The organism is Reyranella sp., from assembly GCF_036558665.1.
Taxonomy (GTDB): domain Bacteria; phylum Pseudomonadota; class Alphaproteobacteria; order Reyranellales; family Reyranellaceae; genus Reyranella.
In genome coordinates, this window is sequence record NZ_DATBFE010000010.1 from 1 (window position 1) to 24,068 (window position 24,068).

The 24,068-nt window shown below is 66.4% G+C and carries 22 protein-coding genes; 5 read left to right on the top strand and 17 right to left on the bottom strand.

What is annotated here, in order from left to right:
• From purH to VH499_RS01725, 5 genes are all read right to left on the bottom strand, one after another.
• A partial coding sequence (gene purH, locus VH499_RS01705) for a bifunctional phosphoribosylaminoimidazolecarboxamide formyltransferase/IMP cyclohydrolase (RefSeq protein WP_332050947.1) occupies positions 1-1,231 on the bottom strand: 1,231 nt, incomplete at its 3' end.
• A 408-nt stretch (positions 1,232-1,639) separates the two neighbouring features.
• Complete coding sequence (locus VH499_RS01710; RefSeq protein WP_332050948.1) at positions 1,640-1,945, bottom strand: NIPSNAP family protein; 306 nt, start codon at positions 1,943-1,945, stop codon at positions 1,640-1,642.
• Between the two features lie 79 nt (positions 1,946-2,024).
• Positions 2,025-3,251 (bottom strand): threonine ammonia-lyase, encoded by a 1,227-nt coding sequence (locus VH499_RS01715; protein WP_332050949.1) that lies wholly within the window; start codon positions 3,249-3,251, stop codon positions 2,025-2,027.
• Positions 3,251-4,579: an FAD-dependent oxidoreductase gene (locus VH499_RS01720; protein ID WP_332050950.1), complete on the bottom strand. Its 1,329-nt coding sequence runs from the start codon at positions 4,577-4,579 to the stop codon at positions 3,251-3,253. Before VH499_RS01720 ends, VH499_RS01715 begins: the two co-directional genes overlap by 1 nt.
• The gene (locus VH499_RS01725; RefSeq protein WP_332050951.1) at positions 4,576-4,746 is read right to left on the bottom strand and encodes a succinate dehydrogenase assembly factor 4; all 171 of its coding nucleotides are present in this window, start codon (positions 4,744-4,746) and stop codon (positions 4,576-4,578) included. The genes VH499_RS01720 and VH499_RS01725 overlap by 4 nt, the downstream gene beginning before the upstream one ends.
• Before the next feature lie 59 nt (positions 4,747-4,805).
• Here VH499_RS01725 and htpX point away from each other — a divergent pair, with 59 nt between their 5' ends.
• Complete coding sequence (htpX, locus tag VH499_RS01730; RefSeq protein WP_332050952.1) at positions 4,806-5,729, top strand: zinc metalloprotease HtpX; 924 nt, start codon at positions 4,806-4,808, stop codon at positions 5,727-5,729.
• Between the two features lie 15 nt (positions 5,730-5,744).
• Here the strand turns inward: htpX and VH499_RS01735 are convergent, their stop codons facing one another.
• Complete coding sequence (locus tag VH499_RS01735; RefSeq protein ID WP_332050953.1) at positions 5,745-6,797, bottom strand: DNA recombination protein RmuC; 1,053 nt, start codon at positions 6,795-6,797, stop codon at positions 5,745-5,747.
• Between the two features lie 62 nt (positions 6,798-6,859).
• Between VH499_RS01735 and VH499_RS01740 the strand changes: the two genes are divergently transcribed.
• The 3 genes from VH499_RS01740 to rnk all read left to right on the top strand — a co-directional run bounded on the left by VH499_RS01740 (position 6,860) and on the right by rnk (position 9,033).
• On the top strand, positions 6,860-7,543 hold the full coding sequence (locus tag VH499_RS01740; protein WP_332050954.1) for a pyrimidine 5'-nucleotidase: 684 nt from the start codon (positions 6,860-6,862) through the stop codon (positions 7,541-7,543).
• A complete protein-coding gene (locus tag VH499_RS01745) occupies positions 7,540-8,487 on the top strand; it encodes a ketopantoate reductase family protein (protein WP_332050955.1) in 948 nt (315 codons plus the stop codon). Before VH499_RS01740 ends, VH499_RS01745 begins: the two co-directional genes overlap by 4 nt.
• Positions 8,488-8,625: 138 nt before the next feature.
• Positions 8,626-9,033, top strand: coding sequence for a nucleoside diphosphate kinase regulator (gene rnk, locus VH499_RS01750; RefSeq protein WP_332050956.1), 408 nt, complete (start codon positions 8,626-8,628; stop codon positions 9,031-9,033).
• A gap of 18 nt (positions 9,034-9,051) precedes the next feature.
• Here rnk and VH499_RS01755 read toward each other — a convergent pair whose 3' ends face one another.
• The 5 genes from VH499_RS01755 to VH499_RS01775 form a co-directional block, all read right to left on the bottom strand.
• Entirely contained in the window at positions 9,052-10,335 is a 1,284-nt protein-coding gene (locus VH499_RS01755; RefSeq protein ID WP_332050957.1) for a TRAP transporter large permease, read from the bottom strand.
• Between the two features lie 16 nt (positions 10,336-10,351).
• The gene (locus VH499_RS01760; protein ID WP_332050958.1) at positions 10,352-10,843 is read right to left on the bottom strand and encodes a TRAP transporter small permease; all 492 of its coding nucleotides are present in this window, start codon (positions 10,841-10,843) and stop codon (positions 10,352-10,354) included.
• Between the two features lie 13 nt (positions 10,844-10,856).
• Positions 10,857-11,891, bottom strand: a complete 1,035-nt coding sequence (locus tag VH499_RS01765) for a TRAP transporter substrate-binding protein (protein WP_332050959.1) — start codon at positions 11,889-11,891, stop codon at positions 10,857-10,859.
• A 104-nt stretch (positions 11,892-11,995) separates the two neighbouring features.
• Positions 11,996-13,714, bottom strand: coding sequence for an N-acyl-D-amino-acid deacylase family protein (locus VH499_RS01770; protein WP_332050960.1), 1,719 nt, complete (start codon positions 13,712-13,714; stop codon positions 11,996-11,998).
• Between the two features lie 2 nt (positions 13,715-13,716).
• Complete coding sequence (locus VH499_RS01775; RefSeq protein ID WP_414709731.1) at positions 13,717-16,014, bottom strand: NADP-dependent malic enzyme; 2,298 nt, start codon at positions 16,012-16,014, stop codon at positions 13,717-13,719.
• Between the two features lie 118 nt (positions 16,015-16,132).
• Between VH499_RS01775 and VH499_RS01780 the strand changes: the two genes are divergently transcribed.
• Positions 16,133-16,960 (top strand): nucleotidyltransferase domain-containing protein, encoded by an 828-nt coding sequence (locus VH499_RS01780; protein WP_332050961.1) that lies wholly within the window; start codon positions 16,133-16,135, stop codon positions 16,958-16,960.
• 12 nt (positions 16,961-16,972) lie between these two features.
• On the opposite strand, the gene VH499_RS01785 is transcribed toward VH499_RS01780, so the two are convergent.
• The 6 genes from VH499_RS01785 to VH499_RS01810 all read right to left on the bottom strand — a co-directional run bounded on the left by VH499_RS01785 (position 16,973) and on the right by VH499_RS01810 (position 24,040).
• Entirely contained in the window at positions 16,973-17,884 is a 912-nt protein-coding gene (locus tag VH499_RS01785) for an ABC transporter permease (protein ID WP_332050962.1), read from the bottom strand.
• A 13-nt stretch (positions 17,885-17,897) separates the two neighbouring features.
• Positions 17,898-18,869 carry an ABC transporter permease gene (locus VH499_RS01790; protein WP_332050963.1) on the bottom strand — a complete coding sequence of 324 codons (972 nt, stop codon included), beginning with the start codon at positions 18,867-18,869 and terminating at the stop codon, positions 17,898-17,900.
• A gap of 23 nt (positions 18,870-18,892) precedes the next feature.
• Entirely contained in the window at positions 18,893-20,497 is a 1,605-nt protein-coding gene (locus VH499_RS01795) for an ABC transporter substrate-binding protein (RefSeq protein WP_332050964.1), read from the bottom strand.
• 38 nt (positions 20,498-20,535) lie between these two features.
• Entirely contained in the window at positions 20,536-21,531 is a 996-nt protein-coding gene (locus VH499_RS01800) for an ABC transporter ATP-binding protein (protein ID WP_332050965.1), read from the bottom strand.
• The gene (locus tag VH499_RS01805; protein ID WP_332050966.1) at positions 21,528-22,526 is read right to left on the bottom strand and encodes an ABC transporter ATP-binding protein; all 999 of its coding nucleotides are present in this window, start codon (positions 22,524-22,526) and stop codon (positions 21,528-21,530) included. Before VH499_RS01805 ends, VH499_RS01800 begins: the two co-directional genes overlap by 4 nt.
• Positions 22,527-22,780: 254 nt before the next feature.
• Positions 22,781-24,040, bottom strand: a complete 1,260-nt coding sequence (locus VH499_RS01810; protein ID WP_332050967.1) for an MFS transporter — start codon at positions 24,038-24,040, stop codon at positions 22,781-22,783.
• Between the last annotated feature and the right edge of the window lie 28 nt (positions 24,041-24,068).

Consider the following 24,068-nt stretch of genomic DNA (forward strand, 5'->3'; position numbering starts at 1 on the left):
TAGGCACGCGCTTGGTCACGATCTTGAGGTCGGTCTTTGCCAGTCGCCCGTTGTCGCGGCTTTGCAGAAGGTAGCCACCGGCCACGCTCTTCAGGGTCATGCCCGCGCTCGCCGGATCGGGGAGCGTACCCGCGAGCAGCACCCGCACATCCTTGCGGCGCGCCAGGATCTCGAGCGCCTCGGGTGTTGCATCGGGCGCAATGACGACCTCCAGGAAACGCTTGGCAAGATCGGTGGCCGTCACTGCCTCCAAGGGACGGTTCACGGCGACGATGCCGCCATAGATCGACACCGGATCGCAGGCATAGGCCTTGAGGTAGGCACTGTACTGGTCCCGGCTGACGGCCACGCCGCAGGGATTGGCGTGCTTCACCACAACCACAGCCGGCTCCTTGAATTCGGCGACGCATTCATAGGCGGCGTCGGTGTCGCCGATATTGTTGTAGGAAAGCTCCTTGCCCTGGACCATGCGCGCCGTGGCGACGCCCGGCCGCCTGCTGCCGTCGGCGTAGAAGGCTGCCTGCTGATGCGGGTTCTCACCGTAGCGCAGGATCTGCACCCGCCGGGCGGCCAGCGTGAGTTGCTCGGGGAAGGCCTCACCCTGCTGCTTGGCAAACCAGCTGGCGATCGCCGAATCGTAGGCTGCGGTGCGCGCATAGGCCTTGGCCGCAAGCCTGCGCCGCAACGCCAGGGTCGTGGCGCCATTGTTGGCCGTCAGCTCGGCCAGCACCAGGTCGTAGTCGGCCCAATCCACGACCACGGTGACGAAGTCGTGATTCTTGGCCGCGGCGCGGATCAGCGCGGGGCCGCCGATGTCGATGTTCTCGACGCAGGTCGCGAAATCGGCGCCGCGCGCCACTGTGGTTTCGAACGGATAGAGATTCACGACCACGAGATCGATGGCAGCGATCTTGTGATCGCTCATTGCCGTCCTGTGGCGGGCATCGGTTCGCCGGGCGAGAATGCCGCCATGGATCGAGGGCTGCAGGGTCTTCACGCGGCCATCCATGATCTCGGGGAAGCCAGTGTGGTCGCTGACCTCGATCACCTTCAGTCCGGCATCGCGCAACGCCTTGGCCGAACCGCCGGTGGACAGGATCTCGACTCCGTGGTTCGCCAGCGCCTTGCCGAGGTCGACAAGGCCGGTCTTGTCGGAGACGGAGATCAGGGCCCGCTCGATGTGCGCAAGGTCGGGCGTCGGCGAGGAAACGTAGGTCGGGGAGACAGACATGGCGGCGTCTATAGCCCTTGCCGCGAACCATAGTAAGCCGCCTGTTTCTGGAATGTATGGGAAATTCCAGGCACTGGAGAAAGCGCCGATGGGTCGGCATCAGGAGCCCCGAGGCGGAACGCAAAAGGCGCTTTCCCGCGTGCTCGGCAAGAGCAAGACGGCGACCGTGATCTACTAAGCTCCCGGGAGCTCGACGTCGGGAAGGACCGTCAACCGGCGTCGGCGCAAGGTCGACGAGATCGTGCGACGAGTGAAGATGTTGCCGCTCCTGTCGCCGCTATGACAAGCGGTCGGCATCACGCGGGTCGCCATTTCGGCTATTCCTGCATCCATGGCCCGCGAGACACCTCGCCTGGCGCTGGTCTTCAAACCCGACGATTTCTCGCTGACCGGCGTCGAGCAGGCACTTCAGACGACGGGCCGCAGAAAGGTCCGTTCCTCGGCCAGGATGAAGCACCCCTCCTCGGCGCTGCGGAAGTTGGCCATGCCCTCGGGATCTTCGCGCAGGCGCGCGCGATAGGCCTCGTAGGCGGCGAGGCCTTCGAAGGTGATCAGCGCCTGGGCGATGTTGTTGGTGCCCTCGTGGGGCATCCAGTAACCCGCCAGATCGCCGCCGCAGCGCGGGATGATCTTGAGCCAGCGCTTGGCATAGGCTTCGAAGGCATCGCGCTTGGATGGATCGAGCTGGTAACGGATGAACACGGTGATCGCCATGACGGTCCCCTGAAGCTGGAAGACCGGCACTGTCGCGGCCGCAATCGGCCCCGTGTTTCGGCCATTGCCGAAACGTGGCTCAGATTTCCGCGCCCTCCAGGACCCGCACGACAAAGCCGTCGCTCTCGAGCGCCGTCACAAGCTCGCGGACATGCGCGCGATCTCGGGTCTCGACTGTGACGTCGAGCTCGGCACGCTTGGCGGCGACGCTGCCGAACAGGCGCTGGTGCTGGACCTCGACGATGTTGCCGCCGGCCTCGCCGATCCGGCCGGCGACGCGGGCAAGCTGGCCGGGCAGATCGCTGATCATGACGCGCAGCCGCACGATGCGGCCGTCGCGCACCAGCCCGCGCAGCAGGACCGAAGCGAGCAGGCGGGTGTCGATATTACCGCCGCTCAGCACCAGGCCGACCTTGCGCGCTCTGAAGACATCTGGATAGGTGAGCAGGGCCGACAGGCCGGCGGCGCCGGCCCCTTCCGAAACCGTCTTCTCGACCTCGATGAGGAGCGAGATCGCGTGTTCGATCGCCACCTCCTCGACCGAGAGCACGCGGTCGAGCAGGCTGCGCGCGATCACGAGCGGCAAATCGCCGATATCGCGCACGGCGATGCCTTCGGCGATCGTGTCCCCTCCAGCCGTCACCGCTTCGCCGGTCAGGAGCTGCCGCAGGGCCGAGTAGCCCGCGGTCTCGACGCCGATCACCTTGATGTCGGACCGGAGCCCGCGTGCCGCGACCGCACAGCCCGCGATCATCCCGCCGCCGCCTACTGGCGCGACCAGCGTGTCGAGCTCCGGTACGTCCTGCAACATCTCGAGTGCGATCGTGCCCTGACCGGCGATGATGCGCGGATCGTCGTAGGGATGCACGAAAGTGAGCTGCTCGGCCGCCGCGAGGCGATGGGCTTCGGCGCCGGCTTCCGCAAGCGTATCCCCGTGCAGCACGACCCGGGCTCCATGGCCCCGCGTGTGCGTGACCTTGGTGTTCGGCGTGAAGGACGGCATCACGATCGTGGCGGGGATACCGAGCCGGCCGGCGTGATAGGCGACCCCCTGTGCGTGGTTGCCCGCCGACATGGCGATCACACCGCGCCGCCGCTCGGCCTCGCCCAGTTGCAAAAGCGTGTTCAGCGCCCCGCGTTCCTTGAACGAGGCCGTGAACTGCAGGTTCTCGAACTTGATCCAGACCTCGGCCTCGGCGATGCGCGACAGCGTCTCGCTGCGCAGGCAGGGCGTGCGAACGACCGCCCCCTTGATGCGCGCAGCGGCGGCCTGGACGTCGGCGAGCGTAACGGCAAGCCCAGCCATCACGCGGCTCGGTGCCGGTCGATCCAGTCGCGCGCGCGGTACCAGGCGCCGATCATCGGCAGGAACCACGACGGGTCGCCGTTGTAGAAGCGGTTCTCGGGGAAGTCGCGGCCATCGAGCGGGTTGACGGGCGCGTTGGCGCCGCCGGCGATCTTCTTCGCGGTCTGGGTGCCGAGATAGGTCATCATGGCGACCCCGTTGCCGTTGCAGGCCAGCAGGTAGTGCAGGCCCTGATCGGTGCCCATGTGCGGCATGTAGTCGAGCGCGAAGGCGACATTGCCGGTCCACACGTGGGTGATGCGGATGCCCTTCAACTGCGGAAAGCGATCGAGCATATAGCGATGGAGTACGGGGGCACTGACTTCCGGCGGTGCCGCCGTGAAGCGTGCGCGGCCGCCGAAGATCAGATGCTTGCCGTCGGGTGACGGGCGGTAGTAGGTGAGCACGCGCTTGGTGTCGGCGACCGACCGCAGTTCGGGAATCAACTCCGTCGCCGGCATCGGCAGCGGCTCGGTGGCGATGATGTGGCTCGCCACAGGCACGACGCGGCGCTTCAGCCGCGGCGTGAGATCGCCGGTGTAGCCGTTAGTGGCGATCACCACCTCGCGGCACTCGATCGGACCCTTGGCGGTCAACACGCGCCAGCCAGCACCGAGCTTTTCGATACGCTCGGCCTCGAGGTTGGCGCACAGGGCCGCGCCCGCGCGATGAGCGGCTTCCAGCAAGCCCTTGTAGTAGAGCGCCGGATGAAGATGGCCCGAGCGCCGGGCATACATGCCGCCGAAGTAGTAGTCCGATGCGATCATCTCGCGCTGCCGTTCGCGCGGGATCATCTCGGCGCCGGCATCGGCATGCATGTTGAACATCTCGATCTTGGCGGCCTGCTCGTCATAGTGACGCGGCGTCCAGGCGCCGACGAACCGGCCCTTTCTGATCACGCCGCATTCGATCTTCTCGCGGGCGATGATGTCCTCGAGCACCGTGAGAGAATCGGCACCGGCGCCCAGGAACTCGGCCTTGCGGCGGGCGAACTCCTCCGCCGCCTGGTTCTTGCCGCCCAGGCCCTTGCCGAGATTGACCCCACCCGAGATCATGCCGCCGTTGCGCGTCGAGGCGCCGACACCGAAATCGCCGCGCTCCAGCACCACCGCGTCGATGCCGTTGCGCCTGAGCTCGAGCGCCGTCGACAGGCCGCCGTAGCCCGCGCCCACGATCACGATATCCGACTTGCCCGGCGGGTCCTGGCTCAGCGCATTGCTCGGTGTCCACGCTTCCCACCACCACGGCCGCGCCTTGAAGTGGGGGTGGAAGATGTCCGAGCGCCTCAAAAGTCGGTCACCTTGCCGTTGAATTGCCAGTCGCCGTAACGGGTCGGCTCGGGTCCCGGCGGTCCGCCGATCTCCTCGACCTTGTCGGGCTTCGGGAGCGCGGCCGGCTTGGCCGGCTCAGGCTGGGGCTTCTCCGCCGGAGCGGCGGGTTTCTTGTCGTCGGTCATGGTCCCATGATGGCCCCCGGCACCTTGATTCGCCACCGTCCCGGGCCATCTTTCCGGCCATGAACTATTTTCGCACCGCGCTGCTTCTGGCGGCCTTGACGGCCTTCTTCCTCGTGGTCGGCTACCTGCTGGGCGGCCAGCAGGGACTCGTGATCGCGATGGTGGTGGCGCTCGGCACCAACCTCTTCGCCTACTGGAACTCCGACCGCATGGTGCTGCGCATGAGCAACGCGCACGAGGTCGGGCCGCAGGAGGCGCCCGAGCTCTATGGCATCGTCCAGCAGCTCACCGGGCGCGCCGGCCTGCCGATGCCGCGCGTCTACATCATCGACGAGGACCAGCCCAACGCCTTCGCCACCGGCCGCAGCCCCGAGCATGCGGCGATTGCCGTGAACACGGGCCTGCTGCGCCATCTCAGCCGCGAGGAGGTGATGGGCGTGCTGAGCCACGAGCTCGGCCACGTCAAGAACCGCGACACCCTCACCATGACGGTGGCAGCGACGCTCTCGGGCGCCATCGGCATGCTGGCGAGCTTCGGCTTCTTTTTCGGTGGCGGCCGCGACGAGAACGGCCGTCCGGCCGGCAATCCGATCCTGAGCCTTCTTGCCATGATCCTGGCGCCGATCGCAGCCTCGCTGATCCAGATGGCGATCAGCCGCAGTCGCGAGTACGAGGCCGACCGCATGGGGGCGGAAATCTCCGGCCATCCCGAGTGGCTTGCCGCGGCGCTCGCGCGCCTGCACGCGGGGACGCAGGCGATCCCCAACGCCACCGCCGAGGCCAATCCGGCGACGGCGCATCTCTATATCGACAACCCGCTGTCGGGCGGCGGCCTGGCGAATCTCTTCTCGACCCATCCTCCGATGGAGGAGCGCATCGCGCGCCTGCGGGCGATGGCATCGCAGGCGATGCCGGAGCCGCCGCCGCTGCGCACCCGCGCCGGCGGATCGGTGCCACAGACCGGCGGGGGGCCGTGGGGGTAAAGGTCGAACTCCAGCCTAGCCAGAGTTTGACGACGGCAGCGCCTGCGGCTCCTCGCCCATGTCGACGCCGAGGATGCGTTCGCCCCGGCGGGAAATCTGCGAGGTCGATGTGTCGATGTCGCGCAGATCCCTTTCGGTCTGCGCGAAGTGCTTCTTGAGATTGTCGACGCGATCCTCAAGCCGCTTCACATCGCCCATCATCAGCCCCACGATTTTCTGGATCTCGCCGGCCTGCTCGCGCATGCGGACGTCCTTCAGGACGGCGCGTACCGTGTTCAGCGTCGCCATCATGGTGGTCGGCGAAACGATCCAGACCCGCGCCTTGTAGGACTCCTCGACTATCGATGTGAAGTTGGCATGCAGCTCCGCGTAGATCGCTTCTGACGGCAAGAACAGCAGCGCTGATTCGGCGGTCTCGCCGGTGACGATATACTTGTCGCGAATGTCGCCGATGTGCTTGCGCATCGCCTGCTGGAAGGCGCGCTGTGCGGCGGTCAACCCCTGCGCATCGCCCGGCGCGACAGCACGCAGCATTCGGTAGCTTTCGAGCGGGAACTTGGCGTCGATGGCGATCGAGCCCGGCGGGTTGGGCAACCTGAGCAGGCAATCGACGCGCGCGCCGTTGCCGAGGCTGCACTGGAATTCGTAGGCCGAGGGCGGCAGCGCGCTCTGCACCAGGTCGTTCAGCTGCACCTCGCCGAAGGCGCCGCGCGCCTGCTTGTTGGACAGGATCTCCTGCAGGCCGACCACCTGCGTCGAAAGCTCTCCGATCTTCTTTTGCGCCTCGTCTATGCGGGCCAGCCGCTCGCGCAGGTCGGTCACGACCTGACCGGTCGCCTTTTCGCTGCGATCGAGGCGCTCGCTCACGACCTTGCTCAGCGCCTGTTCCTGTTCGCGCAACGAGCGCTCGACGCGCTGGACGGTGTCGGCCTGCTGGCTCAGTGCCATTTCGAGGTGCCGGCGCACCGCCTCCGTCTCGCGGTTGTCGTTGCGGCGCAGCAGCAGGACGATTAGCCCGACAAGCAACAGGGCGATCAACGCCAGAAGGCCGTAGAGGAGGATATCCATTACTGCCTTTATAAGCTGGCCGCTCGACAAGCGCACGGGTGGCGATTAAGCAAAATCCCCAAATGCCGCCTCCGCCGCACGATCCCGACGTCTGGCTGTTCGACCTCGACAACACGCTCTATCCGGCGCGCTGCAACCTCTTTGCCCAGATCGACGTGCGCATCGGTCGCTATATCGCCGATTGCTTGAAGGTCGATGTCGAGGAGGCGCGGCGCATGCAGAAGCAGTACTGGCGCGAGCACGGGACGTCGATGCGCGGCATGATGACCTTGCACGGGGTCGATCCGCGGCATTTCCTGGCCTATGTGCACGACATCGACTATTCCCCCGTGCCGCCTGCGCCGGAGCTCGATGCCGCGCTCCGCGCCTTGCCGGGCCGCAAGATCATCTTCACCGCGGGCGACGTGCCGCATGCTGAGCGGGTCATGGAGCGGCTGGGAGTGGCCCATCACTTCGAGGCGATCTTCGATATCGCCGCCGGCGACTATTGGCCGAAGCCCCACCAGGCGATCTACGACAAGCTGGTGGTCAGGCACAGGGTCGACCCGACCCGCGCCGCCATGGCCGACGATATCGCGATCAATCTCAAGCCGGCCTGCGGGATGGGGATGCGCACGGTGTGGATCCGCACCGAGGAAAGCGTGAAGCGCGCCGTGGGCATCGATCTCGATCACGTCCACCATCAGACCGACGATCTCGCGGGGTGGCTCACCGATTGGGTCGCTCAAAGGAGTGCACGGAAATGAAGACCCTGATCCTCGGCGCCGGTGCGATCGGCGGCTATGTCGGGGGCCGACTGCAGCAGGGCGGCGCCGACGTCACTTTTCTCGTCCGTGCGGGGCGCCGCGCCGCCCTGCAGCGCGACGGGCTGGTCATCAAGAGTCCCAAGGGCGACATCACGCAGAAGGTCAAGACCGTGCCCGGCGGCGCCGAGGGCGGGCCGTACGAGATCGTGATGCTGACCTGCAAGGCCTACGATCTCGATTCCGCCATCGAGGCGGTAGCGCCGGCGGTCGGACCGGGCACGACAGTGGTGCCGCTGTTGAACGGCATGCGCCATATCGATGTCCTGGCCGGCCGCTTCGGCGAGACCCGGATCGTGGGCGGTCTTGCGCGCGTCGGCGTCGCCCTGTCGGCGACCGGCGAGGTTCTCCACACCAGCCCCTTCGCCGCCATCTCCTTCGGCGAACGCGACGGGAAGCCGGCGCGGCCGGCGCTGGTCGAGCTCGATGGCGCAATCAGAAAGGCCGGCATTGACGGCGGCCTGCACAAGCACATCATCCAGGACCTCTGGGACAAATGGATCATGCTGTGCACGCTTGCCTCGATGTGCTGCCTGATGCGCGGCACGTCGGGCGATATCCTGGAGGCCGACGAGGGCCGCGCGATCATGCTCGAGACGGTCGAGGAATGCCGCAAGGTCGCCGCCGCGGCAGGCTGCGACCCCGGCGAAAAGGGCATGCAGAATGTGCGCTCCTACCTCACGCAGAAAGGGTCGCGATTCGCTGCCTCCATGCTGCACGATCTCGAAAAGGGCGCCATGGTCGAGGCCGATCACGTGGTCGGCGACATGATCGCCCGGGCGGGCAGGGCGGCCGTCGCCACGCCCAATCTGCGGCTCGCCTACGCCCATTTGCAGGTTTATCTGGCGCGCCGGGCGCGCGGCGGGATCGGCAAGCCGGCACTCTAGCCGCTTGCAGGCCGGTTGAAATCCCGGCTTCTCCTCCTTACGTTTGAAGGGTGTGCGACCGCCGTGTCGCCCAAGCGTTCGCGCTCATGCGCGCTCTCTATCGCTTCCAATCCGCGTTTGTTTTGAAAGGCAGTCCCGATGCGTGACGTCGTGCGGAGCCGCTCGGTTCCCCAGATCATCATCAGCAACGCCGACTACGAGCGGCTCAGCGATCTTGCCAATGCGTCGCTGCAGCGCCTGCCGGAGGTGGCGCAAGAGCTTTTGGACGAACTGGACCGCGCGCAGATCGTGGACGCCGTGCCTGCCGACGTCGTGCGCATGGGCTCGACCGTCACCTTCAAGTCCGACGACGGCCAGACGCGGACGATGACGCTCGTCTATCCTGTCGACGAAAGCCTCGATGCGCACCGCATTTCGGTGATGACGCCGATCGGTGCGGCCTTGATCGGACTGGGCGTCGGCCAGTCGATCTCCTGGCCGGGGCGGGACGGCAGGCAGCATCGGCTCACGGTGACGAAGGTCACGGCGCCGGCGAAGGCCACCTGACTGTCGCTATGGTGAACTCTAATTGATCGCACCGACGGCGCGGGGCAGGAAAAGCGAGATCTCCGGGAACAGGATGATCAGGAGCAGCCCCAACAGCAGGGCGGCAATGTAAGGCAAGTAGGTGCGCCAGTGCCGGCCGACCGTCAGGCCGGCGAACTTCAGCGCCATCAGCAGCCCCACCCCCATCGGCGGCAGGAACAGCCCGATGCCGACGGCCGCCGTCTGCACGATGTTGAAGTGGTAGGGATTGATGTTCATCTTCTCGGCGATCGGGAAGACCACCGGGATCAGCACGACCGCCGCCGGCAGGCCCTCCAGCACCATGCCGAACATCATGGTGATGAGGGCTGTGCACAGCAGGAACAGCCAGGGCATCGATTTCAGGGGCGCCAGCACTTCGGCCAGCAACGCCGGCACGCCCGACACGCCCATCAGGTACTGGAAGACCGATGCGACCGCGAGCAGGAACACCACCGACGCCGTCAGGATCGCGCTCTCGTAGGCGAGCTTGCCCATCTCGGCGAAGCTGACATTGCGGTAGTAGAAGCGGGCGGCGACGACGGCGTAGGCCGCGACCACGGCGCCGGCCTCGGTCGCGGTGAAGACGCCGCCGATGAAGCCGCCCAGAATCACCACCGGGATCACCAGCGGCACGCTGGCGCGTCGCGCCGTGACGAGGAGCAATGCGGCGCTCGGCCGCGTGTCGACTGGCCAGTCGTATTTGCGGGCGCGATACCAGACGAGCGCCATCAGGCAGGCCATGATGACGGCCGCTGGAATGAAGCCGGCCAGGAACAGGGCCACCGCCGAGGTGTTGGTCACCTGGGCGATCACGATCATGAAAATGGCGGGCGGCACCAGCATGCCCATCGCCGTCCCGGCGGCGATCAGCGAAGCCGAATCCTCGCGCCGGTAGCCCGCCTTGGTGAGCGGCGGCATCAGGGTTGAGCCGAGGGCGGAGACTTCGGCCATCTTCGAGCCGCAGATGTCGGAGAAGAAATAGGCGACCAGGATCACCGACATGCCCAGCCCGCCTTTCACCCAGCCCACGAGGGCGCGGGCGAAATCGACCAGCGTGTGGCTCATGCCGCAGCGCTCCATCAGGCCGCCGGCGAAGACGAAGGCAGGGATGGCGAGCAGCACCCAGCTCTGCGAGCCCGAAACCAGGCTCGAGGACAGGACCTGCATGTCGTAGCCGCCGATCCACAGCCCCGCCGCGGCCGAGACGCCGAGGGCGAAGACGATGGGCATGGAAAAGACGATCAGAGCGACGAAGATCGCGGCGACGAGAAGCAACAGCATGCCGGGGCGATCCTCGTCAATGCAGCAGGTCGGCCGTCGGGCGCGTGGGCGCGACGATCATCGAGACCGCGTAGACCGCCAGCAACAAGCCGCCGACCACGGCGGCGCCGTAGAGCACGGCAAGGTTGATCTGCAGCCCCGGCGTCGTGAGCGTGCTGTTCAGGATGCACAATCGCACGCCGAACCAGGCGATCAGCAGGCCAAGGGCGGTCACCAGGACGAAATGGACGCGGTCGACGAGAAGAAATCCGCGCGGCGTGAGCTTCAGCACATGCAGGGTGAAGTGCGCCCGCTCGCGCACCCCGATCGCCGCGCCGATCAGGGTGAGGTAGGCCAGCAGCATCTCGCCCACCTCCTCGACCCAGGTGAATGGTATCGGATCGAGATCGAGCGAGTCGGTCACGGGGATCATGACGTAGCGCAGGAAGACGCCCACCAGCAGGTTTGTGATGGCTGCGATCAGCAACAGAGCGACGACGATCTTGGGAATGCGTGCGATGAAGGTCATGCCAGCGTCGCTGTCACGCCTTGAAGTTCGCGATCGTGTCCCACAGCTCGCCGTATTGCTTCTTGTAAGCCGGCCAGATCTTCGCTTCGGCCACCTTGCGGAAAGCATCGACATCGCCCTTCACCACGGTCATGCCCTTGGGCTCGAGCGCCTTCTTGGCGGCGTCGAAATTGTCGACCGATTCGGTGAGCTCACGGCACTTGGCCTGGGCCTCGCGGCTGGTGTCGAGCATGATCTTCTTGTGCTCGGGGCTGAGGCTTTCCCAGATCCCGAGATTCATGGTGTTGAGCGTCGGTCCGTAGTTGTGGAAGGTCATCGAGCAGTATTTCGAGACCTCGTAGATCTTGAGCGCGATCTGGTTGACGATCGGCAGGTCGCCACCGTCGATGACGCCGGACTTGGCCGCCGAGATCACCTCGCCCCAGGCCAGCGGGACTGCGTTGCCACCCAGCCCGTTGATGGTGTCGGCGAACACCTTGGCCTGCTGCACGCGGATCTTTGCGCCGCGCAGGTCCTTGGGCTCGACGATCGGTTTCTTGCTGGTCCAGAAATGACGGAAGCCGTAGTCGAAGAAGCACAGCGTCTTGAGCTTGTACTTCTCCTGGAAGATCTTATCGAGCTGATCGCCGATCTGGCCGTTGAACATCTTGTAGGCTTGGTCATAGCTCTGCACGAGATAGGGCACGAGGAAGACGCCCATCTCGGGGAAGATCGTCGCCGCCGCGCCGGCCGGGTTGCCGATCGCGATGTTGCCCGATTTCACGGCGTTCATGATGTCGAGTTCCTTGCTCATCAGCGTCGAGCCGAAGAACTGCATGTCGAGCTCGCCGCCCGAGCGCTTGCGCACCTCCTGGGTCTGCCAGTCGAAGGCGACGGCGGCGGATTCGGGCAGCGCGTTGATATGTGCCATCACGAGCTTGACGGGGGCCGCCCGCACGATCGCAGGCGCGAGCCCGGCCGCAACGATGCCGGCCATCCCGCCTTTGACCAGGCTGCGGCGACGCAGCGACCGCGGACTCCGACCGCTGACCTTCATGATCGTCGGCATGGCGCGCCCTCCCAAGCGAATGATTTGCGACGAGCCTATACCGCGGCGCGGGGAGCGAAAAGCATTCGGCACTTGTGCGGCAGCCGATGTTCCGCGCGGCGATGCTACTGCGCGGCGATCGCGCTGTGTCCGCCCTGCGAGGCGTTGAACTGGTCCAGCACGTGGCCCGGTGCCGTCGCGTGCTCCACGTAGTCCTTGCCGTCGAAAGTCATCACGCCGTTGCAAAACACGCCGTGCACGCCCGTCGGCCGGCGGATGGTGCGCCGGCCGCCACCGGGCAGATCGGCGACACGCTCGGCCGGAGAGACGCCGACCGTGGCGGGATCGAACAGCAGCAGGTCAGCCTGTGCGCCGACTACGATGCGGCCCCGATTGGGGATACCGTAGAGGTCGGCAGGATGGCTGGTGAGACGGCGGACGCCTTCGACGAGATCGAAGTCGCCGCGCTCGCGCACCCAGTGCGCCAGGAAATGCAGGCCAAAGCCTGCGTCGCACATATAGATGAGATGCGCACCGGCGTCCGACAGTGCCACCACGCCGGCCTCGTGCTTCAGGAGCCGCGCCACACCCTCGTCGCCGACATTGAGGAAACGGCCGAGGAAGGCGGTCTCGAGGTTCTCGTCGAGCGCCAGATCGAGCATCACGTCGAGAGGGTCGCGCCTTTCGGCGGCGGCGATCTCGTCGAGATAGCGGTTCACGTATTTCGCATTGGCGGGCTTCCGGGTTGCCGCCACCATCACGCGCTCCCAGTTGCCCTGGAAGATCATACCCGGTCGCGGGCTCCTGGCATTGTCGCGGAACCTGGCGCGCCACGAAGGATCGCGGAACACGTCCTCGAGCTGCTCGGGCGCGTAGGCCTTGACCGGATCGAAGGCCGAATGGCTGTAGAACGGATAGGCGTTGGCCATCGTGAAATCGAAGGACAGCGGCTGGCAGGGAATCTGGACATAGAGGCCGTTGCCGCGGCGCAGAGCCGATGCGCAGGCATCGAAGATGCGCAGCGCGCGCTCGGGCTCCTGTGCGTTGTACATCGCCATTCCGGTGCCCTGGAAGAACGGCCGGCCGTGCCTGGCGGCCATCGGTTCCAGTTCCCCCGGCGTCTTCACGCCGGAGGCGATGGCGATCACGCCCCGGCCGCGCGGGCCCATGGCGCCCACCAGCGCGTCCAGCTCCGACATGGGGGCAATCGTCGACGGCATGGGGACGCCGCCATGGCCGGAGTGGTTCAGGGAATAGGAGGCGCCGAGCCCGATCGCCCCTTTGGCCATGGCATCCGCGACCATCGCCTTCATTCTGGCGAGCTCTTCGGACGTCGCTTGGGCACGCTGTGATGCCGCCTCGCCCATGACGGCGGTGCGAATGGTCGAGTGACCGGCGAGCACCGCCACGTTGGCGTAGGCCGGCCGCCGGCGCAGCATGTCCATGTAGTCGCCGAAGCTTTCGAAGTCCCAGCGGATGCCGGTGCGCAGCGCCTCGAGGTCCATGCCCTCGACGACCGAAAGGTTGCGGATCACGAGGTCGCGCGTCTCGGGGGGCGCCGGAGCGATGCCGAAGCCGCAATTGCCGATCACCGCCGTGGTGACGCCGAGCGAGGTCGAAGGCGAGAGGATCGGATCCCACGTGATCTGGGCATCGTAGTGGGTGTGCACGTCGACGATGCCGGGCGACAGCACGAGTCCGCCGGCATCGACCGTCCGGGCTTGCGCGTCCCTGATCTCGCCGATCGCCGCGACGCGGCCGTCCTTGACGGCCACGTCGTTGCGGCGCGGTTCGTGCCCCAGGCCGTCGACCAGCGTAGCCCCGCGAATGACGAGATCGAACATGGCTACCTCCGTCGGCTGAGCGCTCCGTAGGCGGCGAGGGCGGCGTGATTGACGAGATCGCTCACGGTGGCGCCCATCTGCACGATCTGCACCGGCTTCTGCAGTCCGTCGATCACCGGCCCGATCACGGTCACCCCGCCCAGGCTCTGCACGAGGCGCGACGAGATGTGCGCCGAGTGCAGTCCGGGCATCACCAGCACGTTGGCCGGGCCGGTAAGGCGGCAGAACGGATAGGTCGATTTCAGCAGCTCGTGGTCGAGCGCCATGTCGGCCTGCATTTCACCGTCATATTCGAAATCGACCTTCTCGGCGTCGAGGATACGGATCGCCTTGCGGATGCGATCGATGCGCTCGATCTCGCGGCTGCCGAAGTTGGTGAAGGAGGTGAAGGCGACGCGCGGATGGTGGCCCATCATGCGTGCGTTCTTCGCCGTCTGCCTGGCGATGGTGGCGAGCTCTTCGGGGGTGGGGGTCTCGTTGATCGAGGTATCGGCCAGAAAGACCGTGCCGTGGCGCGCCACGATGATGGAGTAGCCCATCGCCACCTTGTTGGGCTCGACATCGATCACGCGCCTTACATCGGCATAGCATTCGGGAAAGCGCCGTGTGATGCCGGTCACGATACCGTCGGCGTCACCCATCGCCACCATGCAGGCACCGAAGACGTTGCGCCCCTGATTCACCATGCGCTGCACGTCGCGGCGCAGGTAGCCGTCGCGCTGCAGGCGCTTGTAGACCAGGTCGGTATAGGGCGTATTGCGCGTCGAGAGCCGGGCGTTGTGGATCTCGAGGCCGTCACGGTTGGTGATGCCCAGGCCCTTCATGGTCTCGCGCACCTGCTCCTCGCGCCCGATCAGGATCGGCGTGCCGTAGCCATTGTCGCGGAACACCACGGCGGCGCGGATGGTGCGCTCCTCCTCGCCCTCGGCGAACACGATGCGCTGCGGATTGGCCTTCACCTGCTCGAACAGGCTCTGCAGCCAATGGCTGGTCGGATCGAGGCGACCCGACAGCGAGCGCCTGTATTCGGCCATGTCGGGGATGGGTTTGCGGGCTACCCCCGACTTGACCGCCGCCTCGGCGACCGCCGACGACACGGCCGAGATCAGCCGCGGGTCGAAGGGAACCGGCACCACGTACTCGGGGCCGTAGCGCAGGCGCCGGCCGGAATAGGCACGATCGACCTCGTCGGGCACGTCCTCGCGCGCGAGCTTGGCCAGCGCCTCGGCGGCGGCGATCTTCATCTCCTCGTTGATCGTCGTCGCCCGCACATCGAGCGCGCCGCGGAAGATATAGGGGAAGCCCAGCACATTGTTGATCTGGTTGGCATAGTCGCTGCGGCCGGTGGCGATGATGGCGTCGGCACGCACCGCCCGCACGTCTTCAGGCGTGATCTCGGGATCGGGATTGGCCATGGCGAAGATGATTGGCTTGTCGGCCATCGACTTCACCATGTCCCGGGTGACCGCGCCCTTGACCGACAGGCCGAAGAAGACGTCGGCGCCCTTGATCGCCTCGGCGAGCGTGCGCGCCTTGGTGCGTACGGCATGCGCGCTCTTCCACTGGTTCATGCCCTCGGTGCGGCCCTGGTAGATCACGCCCTTGGTGTCGCACAGGATGGCGTTCTCGTGCGGCATGCCCATCGCCTTCACGAGCTCGATGCAGGCGATCGAGGCCGCGCCGGCGCCGTTCACCACCATCCTGATGTCTCTGATGTTGCGGCCTGTGAGGTGCATGGCGTTGATCAGGCCGGCGGCCGAGACGATCGCGGTGCCGTGCTGGTCGTCATGGAAGATCGGGATATCCATCAGCTCGCGCAGGCGCTGCTCGATGATGAAGCATTCCGGCGCCTTGATGTCCTCGAGATTGATGCCGCCGAAGGTGGGGCCGAGATAGCGCACGCAATTCACGAAATGGTCGACATCCTTGGTATCGACCTCGAGATCCATGCAATCGACATCGGCGAAGCGCTTGAAGAGCACAGCCTTGCCTTCCATCACCGGCTTGCCGCCCAGCGCGCCGAGATCGCCGAGCCCGAGCACCGCGGTGCCGTTGGAGATGACCGCCACGAGGTTGCCCTTGGCGGTGTAGTCGTAGGCGGTCGCCGGATCCTTGGCGATCTCGAGGCAGGGTGCGGCGACGCCGGGCGAATAGGCGAGCGCCAGGTCGCGCTGCGTCACCAGCGGCTTGGTGGCGATGATCTCGATCTTGCCCGGGCGCCCCGACCTGTGCATGCGCAGCGAATCGCCGTCGAGATCGCCCATCTCATTGACCATCGCTTCCGAGGTCATGCTCGCCATATGCGTTTCTCTCCCGGTTGGACAGCCATATTGGCGGCAATCATGCGGCGGGGCCAGCCGCCCATGCCGCGCTGCAACGCGGCTGCGCCATGCTAGATTGCCCGCGGGTGCGACGAAGATGGCGGATGCCACCGCGAACGATGAAGTCCTTCTGGACCGCCTGCGGCGTGCGTTCGGCGGCGTGCCCGGCATTCGCGCCGTGGTGCTGGGCGGCTCGCGCGCCCGCGGCGAAGGTGGCGCGCATTCCGACTACGATATCGGTCTCTACTACGAGCCGGGCAACCCGATCGATGTCGGCCGGCTGGCCAAGGCGGCGGTGCTGTTGCCGGGTGCGGAACGTTCCTCGGTGACGGCACTCGGCGAATGGGGACCGTGGATCAATGGCGGCGCCTGGCTTACCGTCGACGGCCGGCGGGTCGATCTCCTCTACCGCGATCTCGGCAAGGTGCGCGACGTGATCGAAGCCTGTCGGGCAGGTCGCGTCGAGCGCGCCTACCAACCCGGCCATCCCCACGCCTTCGTCTCGGCGGCCTACCTGGGCGAGGTCGCGCATTGCCAGGTGCTGTGGGACCCCGAGGCGATCCTGGCGCCGCTGCGGCGCCAGTGCCACCCCTATCCGCCGGCGCTTGCCGAGGCGCTGATCCGGAGCTTCTTCTGGGAAGCGCGCTTTGCGCTGGAGAACGCCATGCATGGCCGCGGCCGCGAGGATGCGGCCTATGTCGCGGGCTGCGCCTTTCGCTGCATCGCCTGCCTTTGCCAGACGCTGTTTGCATTGAACCGCATCTATCTCTTGAACGAGAAAGCAGCGGTGGCAGGCGTCGAGCGTCTCGCCGCCAGGCCCTCGGATTTTGCCGGCCGCGTCGCGACCGCCCTGCGCGACGGCGCGGCCGGCCTCGCCGTCCTGTCGACCTTGGTCGACGAGACCGCCGGCCTGCTCAAGGCGTAAGGCGATCGGCGGTCAGCGTGTCCGCAGCTTGGGATCGATGGCGTCGCGCAAGGCGTCGCCGAACAGGCTGGCGCCGAGCACGGTCAGCACGATGGCAAGTCCGGGAAAGATCGCGATCCATGGTGCGGTCGTCGCATAGTCCTCGGCACTGCCCTGCAGCATCAGTCCCCAGTCGGCCACGGGCTCTTGCACGCCAAGGCCGAGATAGGAGAGCGACGCCTCGGCCAGGATCGCCTGACCGACGAAGGCGGACAGCAGGATCAGGAAGGGCGCCAGCACGTTCGGTACCATGTGACGCAACACGATGCGGGTGTGGCTGAAGCCGAGCGCGCGCGCGGCGTCGACGAAAGGTATCTCGCGCACTGCGAGCGCGCTCGACCGCACGACACGGCCGCAGCGCGGCACGAGAGGAATGGTAATCGCGATGATGACGTTGAATACGCCAGTGCCGAACACCGAAACGACGGCCAGCGCCAGGATGATCAACGGGAACGCCATCACGATGTCGAAGATGCGCTGCAGCACGAGGTCGAACCAGCCACCGAAATAGGCGCTGCTGACGCCCAGCACGAGGCCGATCAGGCCGCCGCCGACGGCAGCGCCAAAGCCGACGAACATCGCCGTGCGCGCACCCAGAACCAACCGGGAAAAGATGTCGCGGCCGAACTGGTCAGTGCCCAGCAGATGCACGAGGCTCGGTGCCTGCATCATGGCGCTGAAGTCGTTCTCCTCCGGATCGAAGGGCGCCAGCCAGTCGGCCGAGACACCGGCAAGGCAGATGACCAGCACGATCACGAGTCCGATCATGCCGAGCGGCTTGCGCCGACAAAAATCGAGGATGGTGCCGGCGAGCGTGCGCTTGCGCCACGCCTCGTCGGCGGCAGGAGCGCTGGGCGAGAGGGAACCGGGAGTGATGGCGGTCATGGTCGGCACTCCATCACGAGAAGCGGATGCGCGGATCGAGCCAGGCGTAGAGCACGTCGACTGCGAGGTTGGTGAAGATGAAGATCGCGACCACCAGCATCACCAGCGCCTGCGCGAGCACATTGTCCTGGTTCTGCACCGCCTGGACCAGCAGGCGGCCGATGCCATTCAGGTTGAACACCTGCTCGGTAACCACGAGCCCGCCGATCAGGAAGGCGAATTCGATGCCGATCAGCGTCACCACCGGCAAGAGCGCGTTCTTCAGCGCATGCCGGTTGATGATGATCTGCTCGATCAGGCCTTTGGCGCGGGCGGTGCGGATATAGTCCTCGCGCAGCACCTCGAGCATCGCCGAGCGCGTGATGCGCATGGTGACGGCGGAGTAGCGGTAGCCGACCGTGATCGCGGGCAGGAGTACGATTGAGAGGTTGCGCCAGAAATCCTTCCATGGCGGCACGTAGTCGATCGGCGGCAACCACGGCGTGCCGGTCGCGAGCGAGGTGACGTTCAGCACCAGGATCAGGGACATGATGCCGAGCCAGAAGGACGGCGTGGCGATGCCCGCGATCGACACGACGCGCACCACGTGATCGAGCCACGTGCCCTCCTTCAGGGCCGAGATCGTGCCGAGCGGGATCGCGAGCAGGATGGCGATCACCGTCGCCATCACCGCGACTTGCAGCGAAACCGGCAAGCGCGTGCCGATTTCCTGGATCACCGGGTTGCCCGACCACATCGAGATCCCGAAGTCGAGCGTGCAGTAGCTCCAGAGAAAGTCGAGGAACTGCACGATCCACGGATTGTCCAGCCCGAGCTGGCGGTGGCAGGCCGCCACCGTCGCCGGATCGACAAAGGTGCCGCCCGATCCGAGGCGGATGACGCAGACATCGCCCGGGATCAGGCGCATCAGCACGAACACCAGCGCCGCCGCGCCCACCAATGTCGGGATGGCGAGGAGGAGCCGTTTCACGATGTAGCGATGCATGTGCGTCGCTCCCGGGCTGAACGCTATTTATCGAGCCAGATGTTGGCGAGGTCTTGGTTCAGGTAGTGGCTGGGGCTGGTCTTCCAGCCCTTCACGTAGGATCGCGCCAGGTTGATGCGATACCAGTAGGGCAGGACGATCTCGTGCACCATCTCGTCCAGCGTGTGCTTTTCGTAGGCGCGCATATCGGCGCGCTGCTTCTTGGGATCGGTCTCGTACTGCATCTTGTTGTAGAGATCGATCGACTTCTGGTCATCGTAGCCGCCGTAATTGTCCGGGAAGACCTTGCCGGGCAGATACTTGCCGGTGTCGAGCACGGGGTTGACGACACTCTGGCAGTTGGCCTCCATCGCCACGTCGAAGGTGCCGGCGCGCATGTTCTGGAACCACGGTCCGGTCGGCACGACCTTCTGCTCGGCATTGAGACCGATCTTCTTCCACTCGCCGATCACCCAGGTGCCGACGAACTTGTAGGGCTGGTCGACGTTGCGGTTGAGCAGCTCGAACTTCAGCCCCTCGGCCCCGGCCTCCTTGAGGAGACGTTTGGCCTCGGCGCGCGACTTCTCGATATCCGGCCAGTAGCCGGCCATCTGCTGCAGCTCCTCCTTGGTCGCGGCGAGCGGCGAGCCGGGGAACACGATGCCGCCCACCGTCCGCACCGTGGCGATCTTGGCAAGCGCCGGCGCGCCGTGCCACTGGTCGATGGCGAGCGCGAGTGCCTTGCGCACGCGCACGTCGTCGAACGGCTTCTTTCTGCTGTTCGGCGTCAGGATATTGCCGCAGTTCCAATCGCTCTCCTGGACGGTGATCTTGTCGCCCAGTTCCTTCACGAGCTGGTCGCGGGCCGACGGCGGCAGACCGCGGAACTCGATCGCGGCCCGGTCGGCCCGCAGCGCATCGATGCGTACCGCCTGCTTAGGGGTGTAGATGCCCACGATCGCATCGAGATAGGGCTGACCCTTGTGATAGTAGTCGGGGTTGCGCACGCCCTTGATCGACTGACCGACCTCGTAGGATTCGAACTTGAACGGGCCGGAGCCCATGATGTTCTTCTCGTACCAGTGCGGATCCTTGTCGAGGATCTCCTTCTTGTAGATCCAGGCGAAAGGATCGGCGAGCGCCGGCAGGAACGCCGTGGTCGCGTACTTCAGATGAAAGACCACGGTGGCGTCATCGGGTGCCTCGATCTTGTCGATCATGGCGTAGAAGCTGACACGCGCACTGGTGACGCCCTTGGGCGGAAACACGATCTCGTTCCAGCTTGCCGCAACGTCCTGGGCCGTGAGCTTGCTGCCGTCGTGCCACTTCACGCCCTGGCGAATCTTGAAGGTGTAGGTCTTGCCGCCGTCGGTGGGTTTCGGCATCTCGGTGCAGAGATCGCAGACGAACTCGGTGGTCGAGGACGGATTGTCGGGCGGCACGCGGATCAGCACGCTGTAGTAGGGTGCGGCCGTGTGCACCGTGGCGAACGTGGTCTCGCGGTGCCCGTCGAAGCTCGGCGGCGCGTCGGCCGGGATGAGATAGGTGAGCGTGCCGCCGCGCGTCGGGCCTTCGGCGCCAGCCGGCGTCGCCGCGATCGATGCCGCAAGGCCCAGCCCCACGGCCCATAGTCCCATTCGAACGTACATCGCCTCCTCCTGTTCGACCTTGTCTTCGGGTCTTCGTGCTACTGCACCACGTCGCAGGCGACCCAGTGGTCGGGCCGCAGTTCCCTGAGTGCGGGTCGCGTCCGCTTGCAGGCCTCGACTGCCGAAGGGCAGCGGGGATGGAAGACGCACCCCGAGGGTGGATTGATCGGGCTCGGCACCTCGCCGCGTGGCGGTCGGAAGGCGCGCGCCGCCTCGACCCGCGGATCGGGAATCGGCACGGCCGAGAGCAGCGCCTGGGTATAGGGATGGAGCGGATTGTCGAACAGCTCGTCGCTGGCGGCCGTCTCGACGATGCGTCCGAGATACATGACGGCGACCCGCTGGCAGAGATGACGCACGACCGAGAGATCGTGTGCGATGAAGAGATAGGTGAGGCCAAGCCGCCCGCGCAGGTCCTCCAGCAGGTTGACGATCTGGGCCTGGATCGAGACGTCGAGCGCGGAGACCGCTTCGTCGCACACGATGAACTCGGGCTCGAGAGCCAGCGCGCGTGCGATGCCGACGCGCTGGCGCTGTCCGCCGGACATCTCGTGCGGATAGCGGTCCGCGAACTTGGGATCGAGACCGCACGTCGACAGCAGCTCGTCGACGCGGGCGCGCAGGCGTGGCGCGCCGCGCTCGAGGCCGTGGACCTTGATCGGCTCGGCCACGATGTCGCCCACCTTCATGCGCGGGTTGAGCGAGCTGTAGGGGTCCTGGAAGATCACCTGCATGCGCCGCCGCAGCCCGACCAGATCGCTACCCCTGAGGCGGCTTACATCCTGACCGTCGAACAGGATCTGGCCGGCCGTCGGGCTTTCGAGGCGCAGGATGCAGCGTCCCGTCGTGGTCTTGCCGCAGCCGCTTTCGCCGACCAGGCCCAGTGTCTCGCCGCGGGCGATGGAGAAGTCGATGCCGTCGATCGCCTTCACCTCGCCGACCTTGCGCGACAGCATGATCCCTTCCGAGATGGGAAAGTGCATGGCAAGCCCGCGCACCTCCACAAGCGGCGGATCGCAAGCCGCGACGGTCATGCCGCGGCCTCCTCGGCGACCAGCTCGGCGCTGCGAAAGCAGGCGGCGAAATGTTCCGGCTCGCCGGCGGCCTCCAGGGCCGGGCGTGTTTCGGCGCAGCGTTCGACCGCAAACCGGCACCTTGGCCGGAAGGCGCAGCCGCCGTCGAGCCGCGTAAGATCCGGCGGCTGGCCGTCGACAGGGTCGAGGCGCGTCCGTCGCGGCTGGTCGAGCCGGGGCACGGAGCGCAGCAGGGCCATGGTGTAGGGATGACGCGGCCGATGGTAGATCGCCTCGGCATGGCCGGCCTCGACGATGCGACCGGCATACATGACGTTGACGCGGCTCGCATAGCGGGCGACCACGCCGAGATTGTGCGTGATGATGATCTGTGCGACCCCGAGCTTGCGCGTCAGCGACTTCATCAGTTCCAGGATCTGCGCCTGGATCGTGACGTCGAGCGCCGTCGTCGGCTCGTCGGCGATGATCAGCTTGGGATTGCAGGCGAGCGCGATCGCAATCATCACCCGCTGCCTCATGCCGCCGGAGAGCTGGTGGGGGAACTGCTTCAGCCGTCGGCGCGGGTCGGCGATGCCGACCATCTCGAGGAGCTCGACCGCCCGCCGCTCGGCCGTCGCGCGGTCCGCACCCTGATGTTCTTCCAGCGTCTCGGTGATCTGGCGCCCGATCGTCAGGACGGGGTTGAGCGACGTCATCGGTTCCTGGAACACCATGCCGATGTCGCGACCACGGATGCCGCGCATCTCGCTCTCTGACAGGCGAAGCAGGTCACGGCCGTCGAACAGAATCTCGCCGGCGGTGACGCGCCCCGGAGGATCGGCGATCAGTCGCAGGATGGAAAGCGCGCCGACCGATTTTCCCGATCCGCTCTCGCCCACCACCGCCACTGTCTCGCCGTGCTCGACGGTGTAGGAAATTCCGTCGACGGCGCGGACAAGGCCGGCGCCGGTGCGAAACTCGGTATGGAGCCCCTTTACCTGCAGCAATGGCGGCACGCGGTGTCTCCGTTAAGCAGCTTGCTGACGCTACGCAGTCACTCCAAACGACCGGCGACGCCCGCCTCCCTAGCCAGGAGACGTCGTGTCGCGAAAACCATGAAGGGCCCGCTGCGGGCCGATGCATCTGTCTCTACGTGAAGCCTGTTTCCTCGTACGCTACCGCCCGGCATCCGCAGCGCCGCAACGTGCAGCCTCTTTTGGGCCGCGGGAAGCCTACGGTGTGGCTTGCCGAGGTGCAACCGGTATGAAGTCTAGGAGGACGCAGCCGCCATGGCCGGCGCACGCGCCGTCAATGCCGCCAGGGCCGCAAGGATGGCGAAGAAGCCGAACACGAGGAGCGAGTCGGTATAGCTGCCGCTCCAGTCGCGCAACGTGCCCGACAGCAGGGGTCCTGCCGCCTGTGCCAGCACCTGCAGCGGCAGGGCGACGCCGCGGATGGCGCCATAGCTCTCGCGGCCGAAGTAGTCCGCCCACGCCATGGGAAGCAGCGTCATAATGCCGCCGATGCCCAGGCCGAACGTTCCGGCGCCGAGACAGGCGGCTGGAACGGAGTGGACGCCGATCAGGACGAAGGCGCCGGCGCTCAGCAGGGCGGCGGCGAGCAGCAGGCCGTAGCGGACCGGCCAGTGCCGCGGCAGGAAGCCGATGCCGAAGCTTGCGAGTGCCGACATGGCCGAGAAGAAGCTGATGACCGTGGCGGCCGCGAGCGGCGAGAGTCCCCGCTCGATGAGGTGCGGAGCCTGATAGAGGCTGACGCCGGCCTGAACCGGATAGACCAGGATTGTGTAGAGGGAGAGCAGCCAGAAGGCGGGCGTGCGTATGGCCTGGCTTCGATTGAAGCGCGGCTCCGCAACGGCCGCTCCGCGACCCGGCGCCAGCCGGTCCGGTTGCAATCCGAGATCCTCCGGCCGGCGGACCAGCAGCAGCCAGCACGGCACGAAGCCCACCATCAACACCGTGCCGCCCACGGCGAGCCAGCCCGCGCGCCAGTCGCCGCCGCGCATCGAGACCTGGGCGAGGAACGGGAGCGCGACGAGGCCGGACATCTGCGCGAGCGTCGCAATCGAGGTGGCGCGCACCCGCCGGACCACGAACCAGTTGTTCAATGCGCCATAGAGACCGAGCTCGAACGGACCTGCCCAGTTCATGCGTGCGAAGCAGAACAGCAGGTAGAACATCAGCAGCGACTGGGTGAGCGACAAGGCCATGGTGGCAAGTCCTGTCGCCAGCACCGCCGCACACAGCACCAGCCGAGCGCCGCGACGGTCGAGGACGGGCCCGATGATCGGCGATATGATCGCGGCCAGAAGGCCGCCCAGCGAGACCGCGCCACCCATCGCGGTGCGCGACCAGCCGAACTCGCCGGTCATCGGCGCCACGAAGATCGACAGCACGGCGACCGCCGGACCCTGTCGCGCGAAGCCCGCGAGGCAGACGCAGCCCAACACGATCCAGCCATAGAAAAACGGCAGGCGCGAGACGAGCACGCGGGGCAGGAATGGCGGTTGCATCGGGCGCGGACGGAAAGCTTGCCTCTGG